10 protein-coding genes are annotated in these 11740 nt (G+C 63.4%); 6 read left to right on the forward strand and 4 right to left on the reverse strand.

The features are described from left to right. Nucleotides 1-58 precede the first annotated feature (58 nt). The 4 genes from metF to IRZ77_RS07470 all read left to right on the forward strand — a co-directional run bounded on the left by metF (nt 59) and on the right by IRZ77_RS07470 (nt 5128). Entirely contained in the window at nt 59-904 is an 846-nt protein-coding gene (gene metF / locus IRZ77_RS07455; protein ID WP_025340893.1) for a methylenetetrahydrofolate reductase [NAD(P)H], read from the forward strand. A gap of 92 nt (nt 905-996) precedes the next feature. After that, complete coding sequence (locus IRZ77_RS07460) at nt 997-2073, forward strand: hypothetical protein (protein ID WP_046613423.1); 1077 nt, start codon at nt 997-999, stop codon at nt 2071-2073. A 164-nt stretch (nt 2074-2237) separates the two neighbouring features. Continuing rightward, complete coding sequence (locus IRZ77_RS07465) at nt 2238-3026, forward strand: substrate-binding periplasmic protein (RefSeq protein ID WP_108480786.1); 789 nt, start codon at nt 2238-2240, stop codon at nt 3024-3026. Nucleotides 3027-3244: 218 nt separating this feature from the next. Beyond that, nucleotides 3245-5128, forward strand: a complete 1884-nt coding sequence (locus IRZ77_RS07470) for a DEAD/DEAH box helicase (protein ID WP_173015120.1) — start codon at nt 3245-3247, stop codon at nt 5126-5128. Nucleotides 5129-5286: 158 nt separating this feature from the next. Here the strand turns inward: IRZ77_RS07470 and IRZ77_RS07475 are convergent, their stop codons facing one another. From IRZ77_RS07475 to IRZ77_RS07485, 3 genes are all read right to left on the reverse strand, one after another. Beyond that, nucleotides 5287-5865, reverse strand: coding sequence for a YceI family protein (locus tag IRZ77_RS07475; RefSeq protein ID WP_046613427.1), 579 nt, complete (start codon nt 5863-5865; stop codon nt 5287-5289). A gap of 34 nt (nt 5866-5899) precedes the next feature. Next, nucleotides 5900-6451, reverse strand: a complete 552-nt coding sequence (locus IRZ77_RS07480; RefSeq protein WP_046613428.1) for a cytochrome b — start codon at nt 6449-6451, stop codon at nt 5900-5902. A gap of 249 nt (nt 6452-6700) precedes the next feature. Beyond that, nucleotides 6701-8563: a flavin monoamine oxidase family protein gene (locus IRZ77_RS07485; protein ID WP_046613429.1), complete on the reverse strand. Its 1863-nt coding sequence runs from the start codon at nt 8561-8563 to the stop codon at nt 6701-6703. A 265-nt stretch (nt 8564-8828) separates the two neighbouring features. Here IRZ77_RS07485 and IRZ77_RS07490 point away from each other — a divergent pair, with 265 nt between their 5' ends. Continuing rightward, nucleotides 8829-10235, forward strand: coding sequence for an adenosylmethionine--8-amino-7-oxononanoate transaminase (locus tag IRZ77_RS07490; protein ID WP_046613430.1), 1407 nt, complete (start codon nt 8829-8831; stop codon nt 10233-10235). A gap of 130 nt (nt 10236-10365) precedes the next feature. Beyond that, nucleotides 10366-11085: a 16S rRNA (uracil(1498)-N(3))-methyltransferase gene (locus IRZ77_RS07495; protein WP_085599807.1), complete on the forward strand. Its 720-nt coding sequence runs from the start codon at nt 10366-10368 to the stop codon at nt 11083-11085. On the opposite strand, the gene trhA is transcribed toward IRZ77_RS07495, so the two are convergent. Next, on the reverse strand, nt 11086-11703 hold the full coding sequence (gene trhA, locus IRZ77_RS07500; RefSeq protein ID WP_013974522.1) for a PAQR family membrane homeostasis protein TrhA: 618 nt from the start codon (nt 11701-11703) through the stop codon (nt 11086-11088). Nucleotides 11704-11740: the final 37 nt, after the last annotated feature.

Raw genomic sequence — 11740 nt, forward strand, 5'->3', positions numbered from 1 at the left:
CCGATCTGGCTTTTACTTGCAGCCTGCCGCTTGAAGCTTGCTGCCAGAGGAACGCCCGATGTCCCAGGAACGCCGTTACAGTTTCGAGTTCTTCCCGACCAAGACCGATGCCGGCCACGAAAAGCTGATGGGCGTCGCCCGCCAGCTGGCCGCCTACAACCCGGACTTCTTCTCCTGCACCTACGGTGCCGGTGGCTCTACCCGCGACCGCACGCTGAACACCGTGCTGCAGCTGGAAAGCGAAGTGAAGGTACCTGCCGCGCCGCACCTGTCGTGCGTAGGCGATACCAAGGCCGAACTGCGCGCCCTGCTGGCCGAATACAAGGCTGCAGGCATCAAGCGCATCGTCGCCTTGCGTGGAGACCTGCCATCGGGCATGGGCATGGCCAGTGGCGAACTGCGCTACGCCAGTGACCTGGTCGAATTCATCCGCCAGGAAACCGCGGATCACTTCCACCTGGAAGTGGCCGCCTATCCGGAGATGCACCCCCAGGCCCGCAATTTCGAGGCTGACCTGGCCAACTTCGTGCACAAGGTCAAGGCCGGTGCCGACAGTGCCATCACCCAGTATTTCTTCAACGCCGACAGCTACTTCTACTTCGTCGAGCGCGCACAGAAGTTGGGCGTGGACATCCCGGTGGTACCCGGCATCATGCCGATCACCAACTACAGCAAGCTGGCGCGCTTCTCCGACGCCTGCGGCGCCGAGATCCCGCGCTGGATCCGCAAGCAGCTGGAAGCCTATGCCGACGATACTGCCAGCATCCAGGCATTCGGCGAAGAAGTGATCACCCGCATGTGCGAACAGCTGCTGCAAGGCGGCGCTCCAGGGCTGCACTTCTATACCTTGAACCAGGCCGAGCCGAGCCTTGCGATCTGGAACAATCTGAAGCTGCCACGCTGAAATTTTTTGCAAAACCTGTTTAAGATTTGATTAAGGCTTTGGTCATAGACTAAAGCCTTATTCATTTTCCGGTTACACAGGTCTTGCCTGCCATGCAGCCCCACCAGCCATCGCGTCCCCAGCTCGTCTACCTGGCTTTTGGCCCGGCAACCTACCATCAGGAAGCCTGTTTCAGCATCATCAGCGCCCTCGCCCACCTGGGCACGGCAGCAGACGAAGCCATGGACATCCAGGTCTACACCGACAACCCGCAGCCCTATACCGGCCTGCCTGTCACTGTACACCTGCTGGACGAAGCCACGCGCCAGGCATGGAACGCCCCTCACGGTTATCACTTTCGCAGCAAGCATGTGCTGTTGCGCCAGGTGCTGCAGCAACACCCGCTGGCAGTGCTGATCGACACCGACACCTTCTTCCGCAAGTCGCCGCTGGAGCTGTTCGCCCGGGTGGCCCCAGGCCGCCTGCTGTGCAATGCCATCGGTGCGCGCTATGGCAGCAACCAGAAGTGCCTGCTGTACAAGAACCTGCTGGCCATCCTTGAATCCCGCGGTCTGGCCGATTGCCAGATGCCACTGGTCAATTCCGGGGTGATCGGCCTCACCGCCGAAGACGCCGGCGCCCTGGACCGCTCCATCGCCATGATGGACGAGTTCCACCCCTTGGCTCGCGAAGCCTATACCCTCGAGGAGTTCTGCCTGGCGGTGGCGGCCTACCGCACGCTGGAGTTGGCCGAGTGCACAGATGTCATCCACCACTACTGGAGCCGCAAGGCGCAGTTCCGCGCCAAGATCCAGGCCTGGCTGCGCAAGCACGGCCATGACCCACTGAGCCACGCGGCGCTGGCCGACGTGTCCCTGGTCAATGACCAGCTGCCACGGCCACCAGCCCTGCAACGCCTGGGTTACAAGGCGCTGAGCATGACCCTGCCCAGCCACGAGCGCCAGTTCGCCCGCGAGCTGCTGTATGGCTGCTACCCCTACCCTAATGAATTCGACCGCGCCTGCGCGCCGGCCTGGTGGGACAAGGCCCTGGAAAACCTCAACGCCCGCCATGGCCATATGGGGCCCGAGCAACTGCGCCAGTGCCTGCGCCACCCGGGGTTGCGCCTGTCATTGGGCGAACGGCGCAAGGATATCGAAGCGCATCTGCTGAGGTCATCCCACACTTGAGTGACCCTGTGTCGGCCTCTTCGCGGGTAAACCCGCTCCCACAGGATCTGCTGGCTTGCAGGCTGGTGCTGTACTTGTGGGAGCGGGTTCACCCGCGAAGAGGCCAGCACAGGAGAACATCATCCTCACTGGCCTTGAACAGGCCGAGCGCGTAATCTCCGGCCATGCCACACGTCGCCCGCCTGTTCTGGATCCTGTTGCTTGCCTGCCTGAGCCCGCTGGCCCTGGGCGAGCGCCTGCGCCTGGTGACCGACGACTGGGCACCCTATGCATACCAGCACGACGGCGAGCCGCACGGCATCGACTACGAAGTCACCACACGGGTGTTCGAACGCCTTGGCGTCGAGGTGGAGTGGGAATTCCTGCCGTGGAAGCGCTGCCTGGCAATGATCGAGCAGGGCCAGGCCGACGGCATCATGGACATCTTCCAGACCGAGTCGCGCCAGCCATACCTGGTGTACGCCCCCGAGCCCATGTCGGAGGTAGAGTTCGTCCTGTTCGAGGCCAGTGCACGCCCCCATGCCGTCAAGGCGCTGGAAGACCTTGCCGGCCTCACAGTCGGTACCTCACCCGGCTACGTCTATGGTGCCGCGTTCAATGAGGCCGTACATTTCACGCGCGAAGCCGCGCCTACCCATGAAGCCAACTTCGGCAAGCTGGTGCTAGGCCGCATCGACCTGGCAATCACCGACCGCAGGGTCGGCCATTACCTGCTGCGGCATCTGGGCCTGCAACAGCAGGTCAAGGAGCTGCCACTGGTGATCAACCGCCAGGCGCAGTACCTGGGGCTCGCGCGCAAGCCGGGGCGGGAGGCACTGGCCCAAGCCTTCGCCGCGGAACTGCGTCGCTTCAAGCAGGAACCGGCCTATGCAGCAATCAGCAACCGCTACACAGGCGACATCGGAAACATTCTCAACGCCGTTGAGCAGCAGGAAAGCAGCACAGCGCGATAGCTCTGTTATACTCGGGCCTTCCCGCCCGGCTCACGCCCGGACGCTCGGCCTCGCAACAGGCATCCCGATCGGCATCGACGCGCCTTCGCGTTACCCTCCGCTACCCGGATGTGCAGTGAAAGCCCAGCTGGACCGGACGCGATCGCATCCCACCGATGCCCGTCGCGCCAGGCAGAACATCCCAAACGGGCCCAGCCCACACGAGAACAGGATTGCCCATGTCCTTTGCTTCCCTCGGTCTCTCCGAGGCTCTTGTCCGCGCTATCGAGGCTGCGGGCTACACCCAGCCGACCCCCGTGCAACAGCGGGCGATTCCCGCCGTGTTGCAAGGCCGCGACCTGATGGTCGCCGCACAGACAGGTACTGGTAAAACCGGCGGTTTCGCCCTGCCGATCCTCGAGCGCCTGTTCCCGGCCGGCCACCCCGACAAGTCGCAGCGCCATGGCCCGCGCCAACCTCGCGTGCTGGTCCTGACCCCGACCCGCGAACTGGCAGCCCAGGTGCATGACAGCTTCAAGGTCTATGCCCGTGACCTGCCACTGGTCAGCGCCTGCATTTTCGGCGGCGTCGGCATGAACCCGCAGATCCAGGCCATTGCCAAGGGTGTGGACGTGCTGGTCGCCTGCCCGGGTCGCCTGCTCGACCTGGCAGGCCAAGGCAAGGTTGACCTGGCCCACGTGGAAATCCTGGTGCTGGACGAAGCCGACCGCATGCTCGACATGGGCTTCATCCATGACGTCAAGAAGGTCCTAGCCCGCCTGCCGGCCAAGCGCCAGAACCTGTTGTTCTCGGCCACCTTCTCCAAAGACATTACCGACCTCGCCGACAAGCTCCTGCACAACCCGGAGCGTATCGAGGTCACCCCGCCGAACACTACCGTCGAGCGTATCGAGCAGCGCGTATACCGCCTGCCCGCCAGCCACAAGCGCGCGCTGCTGGCACACCTGATCACCCAGGGTGCCTGGGAACAGGTACTGGTGTTCACTCGCACCAAGCACGGCGCCAACCGCCTGGCCGAGTACCTGGAAAAGCACGGCCTGACCGCCGCCGCGATCCACGGCAACAAGAGCCAGAACGCCCGCACCAAGGCCCTGGCCGACTTCAAGGCCAACAACGTGCGCGTACTGGTCGCCACCGACATCGCCGCCCGAGGCCTGGACATCGACCAATTGCCGCACGTGGTCAACTTCGAGCTGCCGAACGTCGAGGAAGACTACGTCCACCGTATCGGCCGTACCGGCCGTGCCGGGCGTTCGGGCGAGGCCATTTCCATGGTCGCGCCGGATGAAGAGAAGCTGCTCAAGAGCATCGAACGGGTGACCAAGCAGAAGATCCCGGACGGCGACCTGATGGGCTTCGACGCCAGCCAGATAGAAGCCGAAAAACCTGAAGTACGCGAACGCCAGCAGAACAACGGCCGTGGTGGCCGCAACCAGCAGGCCCGCGGCGAAGGCGGCAAAGACGCCAACGGCGGCCGCAAGGACAAGGGCAAGGATAAAGGCAAGGCCAAGCAACAGGCTGCTGACAAGCCGGCCGACAAGGAAAAGAGCGGCGACAAGCAGCAGCAACGCAAGCCGCGTGACAAGAAGCCACGCCAGCAGCAACAGCAGGCCAGCAACAGCAGCGTGCCGAAAGTGCCTGTCGACCGTGATCCGGAAGAGTTCCTGGACGACGAAATCGACAACTTCGGCAACCGTGCCGACTACGTCAGCCCGTATCAGGGCAAGAACCAGGGCCGCAATCGCCGCCCGGGTGGCAGTGCCGGCCAAGGTCAGGGCCAGGGTAATGGCCAGCGCAGCAATGCCGGTGGCCAGGGTCGCACCAGCGGCCAGCCGCGCAGCGGCGGGGGCGGCGAGAAACGTCCGGCCCGCGGCAACAACGGTGGCGGTGCCCGTCGTGATGGCGGTGGCCGTGGCCGCCCGGCCCGTGACGATGCCGCCCGGCAAGAACCGGCCGTGCGCAACCCGCGTCAGCCGGAAAAACAGCCGGTGATCATCCGCAAGGAATCGAAGCTCGACCGATACCCGACGCCGGAGCAACTGGATGACCTGCCAAGCCGTCCGCGCGGTGAGCGCCCGGCGCTGCTTACCCGCAAGGGCTGACAAAAAGCATGAGGGGGCCGCTTTGCGGCCCTTTCGCGACACAAGGCCGCTCCTAAAGGTTTTGCGCAGTTTTCACTTGCAGCGCAATACCTGTAGGAGCGGCCTTGTGTCGCGAAAGGGCTGCGAAGCAGCCCCCTCGGTCTTTCAGCTAAGCCGAATTACTTCTGCTTCACGCCTTCAACACTGATATCCAGGTCCAGGGTCTGCGAAGTAGCGCCCGGGCCCTTGATGCCGAAGTCGTTCAGGTTCAGCGTGGTGGTAGCGTTGAAACCAGCGCGCTCGCCGCCCCATGGGTCCTTGCCTTCACCGTTGAAGGTGGCCTTGAAGGTGACCGGCTTGGTCACACCATGCATGGTCAGGTCGCCTGTCACATCAGCAGTCTTCTCGCCAGTCGGCTTGACGCTGGTGGAGACGAACTTGGCTTCGGGGTACTTTTTCACGTCGAGGAAGTCGGCGCTGGCAATGTGCTTGTCACGCTCGGCGTGGTTCGACCACAGGCTGGCGGTTTTCAGGTCGACGTTGATCTTGCTGGCTTCAGGCTTGGCGCTGTCCCAGGTGAAGTTGCCGTCGAAGTCCTTGAAGGTACCGTGAATGAAGCTGTAGCCCAGGTGGCTGATCTTCCAGTCAACGAACGCGTGCTGGCCTTCCTTGTCGATCTTGTACTCGGCAGCCATGGCCTGGCCGGCGGAGAACAGAGCGGTACCGAGCGCCAGGGCGGCAAAAGTCTTTTTCAACATCCTTACTTCCTTCCTATGCAATTGAGGTTGAGAGTCAAGCTTTGCGGCCCAGCATGCGGGTCAGGGTCGCGTCACGGTCGATGAAATGGTGCTTTAGCGCTGCCAGGCCATGCAGCACGGCAAAAATCACCAAGCCCCAGGCCAGCCAGAGATGAATCACGCCAGCCAGGTCTGCCTGGTCGGGCAGGTCGCTGACCAGTGCCGGCACTTCGAACAGGCCGAAGACCGGAATGCCGACACCGTCGGCGGTAGAAATCAGGTAACCGGCGATCATTACCGCGAACAACCCCAAGTACAGGGCCAGGTGGCCCAACTTGGCTGCCAGGCGGGTGAGTGCGCCATGGTTGGCCAGTGCAGGTGGTGGCGGGCTGATGAAGCGCCAGACCACCCGCAGCAGCATCACCGCCAGCAGCAGCAGGCCGATGCTCTTGTGCAGGTCCGGGCCGGCCTTGCGCCAAGGGCTGTAATAGTCGAGGCCGACCATCCACAGGCCCAGGCCGAACAGGCCGAAGACAGCCAGAGCCACGCCCCAGTGCAGGACAATGCTGACCACGCCGTAGCGAGAAGGTGAATTGCGCAGTTGCATGTTGACGTGTTTCCCCGTGAAAGCTGTGCACAGACTAACGCGTAACGTATCGAAGAAAAGCGGAAAAAATTGCTTTGGATTATCGAGAAATCCGATATTTATTGTGTGGGTTTCCCATTAAGGAAACATTAACGATAGTTGGGTAATCGGCGGTTGCCAGTGCCGACCCTTCGCAGCACAAGGCTGCTCCTACAGGGCAGCGCAGTACTTGTAGGAGCAGCCTGGTGCTGCGAAGAGGCTGGCAATAAATCAACCCGCTTTGGCCTGGGTATTGGCTACAGCTTTCCTGGCAGGCTCGGACTTGGCAGTTGCCTTCTTGGTCTCGGCAGGCTTGTGGGCCGGTTTGTGCGCCGGTGCATGCTTGCCAGGTGCAGCCTTGGTAGCAGCAGGCTTGGCCGCCGCTTCCTTGACCACAGGTGCTGGTGCAACCGGGGCCGGTGCTTGCGGCGCAGGCACAGGTGCCGGCGCCACTTCCTCGGCCTTGGCAATCGGCTCGGCCTTTATCTCAGGCTTGTCGGCCCCGCCGAACAGGCGCTTGAAGAAGCCCGGCTTGTCCTGCTTGGCCTCATCGACCGCCTTCGGCTCAGCTTTGGCCGGGGCCTTTTCAACCTTGTCGCCCTTGCTGGAAGAGCCGCCAAACAGGTTGGAGAAGAACCCACCCTTGCTCTCCTTGGCCGCCACGGCGCCTGCAGCTGCTGCCGCCGCCACCGGCGCCGCCTTGGCCGGGTCGAACGACTTGCCGGCCAGCAGGTCCTGCACCTGGTTGGCCGCGCGCTGGCCGCTGCGCAGCGCGCCCTCCAGAGTGCCTGGGTAGAGGGCGTCGGTATGCTCACCAGCAAAGGTGATGCGCTGCACCGGGCGCTCCCACAGGCGCCAGTACTTGCTGATCTGGCCCGGGCCATAGGCCAGGTAGGCGCCGCCGGTACCGGCGTCGGTGCTGTAGCGCTTGACCTCGTAGCCTGTGAACGAGCCACGGGCCTGTGGGTAGAACGCATGCAGGCGGATCAGCACCTGGTCGACCATCTGCTTGTCGCCGAACGCCTGAAGCAGGCGAGCGTTGTCACCCGACAGGTTGATCACCACGTTGGCGCCACCCTTGAGCGCAGGTTCGATCCACAGCATGCCCAAGCCAGCGTTACTGAAGATTTCGCCCGACATCCGCGCGCGGCTTTCCCACACCGGCTTCTTGAACTTGAGCATCAGCTGGTCACGCCAGCCATAGTTGGTGCCCTTCAATGCCGCCAGGTGCTGGCTGTCCAGGCCCGGGGTCATCTGGATCTTGGCCAGGGCACGCAGGGGCACGGCCATGACCAGGTAATCGGCCTGGTAGCCGACACTGCCGACCTTGACCGTGACGCCGTCCTTGTCCTGGACGATGGAGGTCACCGGCGAACTGGTCTTGATGGTCTTCAGTTGCTTGACGAAAGCCTGGGCCAGCACCGGGCTGCCGCCGGGCAGGCGAGCGGCACGCAGGTCACGGTCGCTGACGCCGCGATACACGCGGTTCTGCTGAGCGAAGTACAACAGCGACAGGCGCGATGGCTCATCGTAGCGGGTACGGATCTGCTGGTTCACCAACTGACGGGCGGTGGCCGGCAGTTGCAGCTTGTCCAGCCAGGTGGAAACGTTGATCTGGTCGAGGGCGAACAGCGTGCTGTTGGCTTGCGGGTTCAGCGGGTCATCAATCGAACGGGCCAGGTCATCGAGGGTTTTCTCGTAACGTTTGAGCGCATCGGCAGTAGCCGGCTGCTTGGTTGCCAGGTCGGTGGCGCTGAAATACTCGCCGTCGATCAGGTAACCGGGGGTACGTACGAACTCCGGTGCCGGCAGTGTTTCAAGTTTGAAACGGTCAAGGTACTGGTTGAGCACCGGCTGCGCCTTGGCGTTGCCGATCCACTCGCTGGTGGCCAGGCCCGAGCGCCCGCCCATGCCCGGTTTGGCTTCCAGCAGCGTCACCTGCCAGCCTTTGTTCTGCAGCTCATAAGCGGCGGTCAGGCCCGCCAGGCCGCCACCCACGACGATCGCCGAAGGTGTCTTGTCCTTTGCCAGCGCGGCGCCGCTGGACACACCAATCAATACCAACGCGCACAGGCGCACCCAAGCAGCAGCCATGTCGGCGAACTCCGAGTCAGGGGGTTACAGAAACGGGGAGAGGCAGGAATGCCCCGGGAGAGATGCGTTAAGAATACGTCAGGTCTGCGGACCCTGCCAGCGCAGTGACATCAAGTCCTTTTGGCCACTGACAATTTTGCCTGCGACGATTCGGCACGGTAGCAAGCGAAGCTGGCAACCCGGTGAACAGCAGCGGTTGTCCTGCCCTGCGGCATTGCTTAGGCTTACGCGGTCGAACCAAGCCGCAAAGCCAGGAGAAGTGCCCATGGGCCTCAATGATCAGTGGATGCAACGCGACCTCAAGGTCCTGTGGCACCCCTGCACCCAGATGAAAGACCACGAGCAGCTGCCGCTGATCCCGATCAGGCGCGGCGAAGGCGTGTGGCTGGAAGACTTCGAAGGCAAGCGCTACCTGGATGCGGTGAGCAGTTGGTGGGTCAACGTGTTTGGCCATGCCAACCCGCGAATCAACCAGCGCATCAAGGACCAGGTCGACCAGCTGGAGCACGTGATCCTGGCCGGCTTCAGCCACCAACCGGTGATCGAGCTGTCCGAGCGCCTTGTAGCCATGACTCCGGCTGGCCTCGACCGGGTGTTCTATGCCGACAACGGTTCGTCATGTATCGAAGTGGCGCTGAAGATGAGCTTCCACTACTGGCAGAACGTCGGCAAACCGGGCAAGAAGCGCTTCGTCACCCTGACCAACAGCTACCACGGCGAAACCATCGCCGCCATGTCGGTCGGTGATGTGCCGCTGTTCACCGAAACCTACAAGGCGTTGCTGCTCGACACCCTCAAGGTGCCCAGCCCCGACTGCTACCTGCGCCCCGAGGGCACGAGCTGGGAAGAGCACTCGCGCACCATGTTCCAGGCCATGGAACAGACCCTGGCCGAGCACCACGCCTCGATCAGCGCGGTGATCGTCGAACCGCTGATCCAGGGTGCCGGCGGCATGCGCATGTACCACCCGGTGTACCTCAAGCTGCTGCGCGAGGCCTGCGACCGCTACGACGTGCACCTGATCCACGACGAAATCGCCGTGGGCTTCGGCCGCACAGGCACCATGTTCGCCTGTGAACAGGCCGGCATCCGCCCGGACTTCCTGTGCCTGTCCAAGGCCCTGACCGGTGGTTACCTGCCACTGGCTGCCTGCCTGACCACCGACAAGGTGTATCAGGCGTTCTACGACGACTACCCGACCCTGCGCGCATTCCTCCACTCGCACAGCTACACCGGCAACCCGCTGGCCTGCGCCGCAGCGCTGGCGACCCTGGACATCTTCGAGCAGGACAACGTGATCGAGGCCAACAAGGCCCTGGCCACCCGCATGGCCAGCGCCACCGCGCACCTGGCCGACCACGAGCATGTGGCCGAGATTCGTCAGACCGGCATGGCTCTGGCCATCGAAATGGTCCAGGACAAGGCCGGCAAGGTCGCCTACCCGTGGCAGGAGCGCCGTGGCCTTAAAGTGTTCGAGCATGCCCTGACGCGTGGCGCCCTGCTGCGCCCGCTGGGCAGCGTGGTGTACTTCCTGCCGCCCTATGTGATTACGCCGGAGCAAATCGACTTCCTGGCAGAAGTGGCCAGCGAAGGCATCGACATTGCCACCCGCGACAGCGTCAGCGTGGCCGTACCAGCCAACTTCCACCCCGACTTCCGCGACCCGGGCTAGGTCCTACAGCCTGCCGCCTAACCCTGTGGGAGCGGGTTCACCCGCGAATGCGATAGTGGACTCACCGCCGCATTCGCGGGTAAACCCGCTCCCACAGGGTCACATGTCCCCTTTTCGTCCGAGCTGAACCATGAGACTGTCCCGCTTTTTCATCGACGCCCCCCTGAGCCTTGGCGAGCACGACCTGCCCGAAGCCCAGGCCCACTACATCGGCCGCGTATTGCGCATGGCACCCGGCGACCCCGTGCAGTTGTTCGACGGCAGTGGCCAGGAATACCGCGGCCAGTTGCTCGAAGTGGGCAAGAAAGCCGTGCGCGTCAGCCTCGACCAGGCCCTCGCTGGCCAAGCCGATTCACCACTGCACGTGCACCTCGGCCAAGGCCTGTCCCGTGGCGAGCGCATGGACTGGGCAGTCCAGAAAGCCACCGAACTGGGCGCCAACGAAATCACCCCGATCGTGAGCGAACGCTGCGAAGTGCGGCTGAAGGACGAGCGCGCCGACAAGCGCCTGGCCCACTGGCGCCAGGTGGCGATCAGCGCCTGTGAACAATGCGGCCGCTCGACCTTGCCGGTCATCCACCCGCCAGTGACCCTGGCTGAATGGCTGAACACCGCCAAGGCCGACCTGAAACTGGTCCTGCACCCGGTGGCCGAACCGCTCACCAGCCACGCCAAGCCTGCTACCCTGGCCTTCCTCATCGGCCCCGAGGGCGGCCTGAGCGAGGCGGAGGTCGACCAGGCCAAGGCTGCCGGCTTCCATGCAGCACGCCTGGGCCCACGCGTGCTGCGCACCGAAACCGCACCGGTGGTGGCATTGTCGGTGGCGCAGCAACTGTGGGGCGACTTTTAACTAACGCACGTAGAACGACACCGCCACGAAGTGCATGAGGCTGCCGGCGATCACGAACAGATGCCAGATGCCATGCCAGTGGCGGAAGCGGCTGTCGAAGGCGAAGAAGATGATGCCGACGGTATAGAACACCCCGCCGGCGGCCAACCAGGCAAAGCCTGCGCTGCCGAGCGAGTGCAGCAATGGCTTGACCGCCACCAGCACGATCCAGCCCATCACCGCATAGATGATGATCGACAGGATGCGCGCCTCGGATCGCGGCTTGATCTCCTGCAGCATGCCGATCACCGCCAGCCCCCAGACCACCCCGAACAGGCTCCAGCCCCAGGGGCCGCGCAGGCTGACCAGGCAGAATGGCGTGTAGCTGCCGGCGATCAGCAGGTAGATCGACAGGTGATCGAGCTTGCGCATGATCACCTTCGCCCGCCCGCGAGTGCTGTGGTACAGGGTAGAAATGCTGTACAGCAACAACAAGGTGCTGCCGTAGATGGAGAAACTGACGATCTTCCACGGGTCGCCCTGCAGGCCCGCGACCACGATCAGCCAGATGGCACCGATACAGGCCAGGACGGCACCGACCAGGTGGGTCCAGGCGTTGAAGCGTTCACCGTAGTACATGCAAACACAGACCTCCTGAGGTGGGCTGGGTTCCTGC

The sequence above is a fragment of the Pseudomonas pudica genome (genome assembly GCF_015680405.1).
In the GTDB taxonomy this organism is placed as follows: Bacteria; Pseudomonadota; Gammaproteobacteria; order Pseudomonadales; family Pseudomonadaceae; genus Aquipseudomonas; species Aquipseudomonas pudica.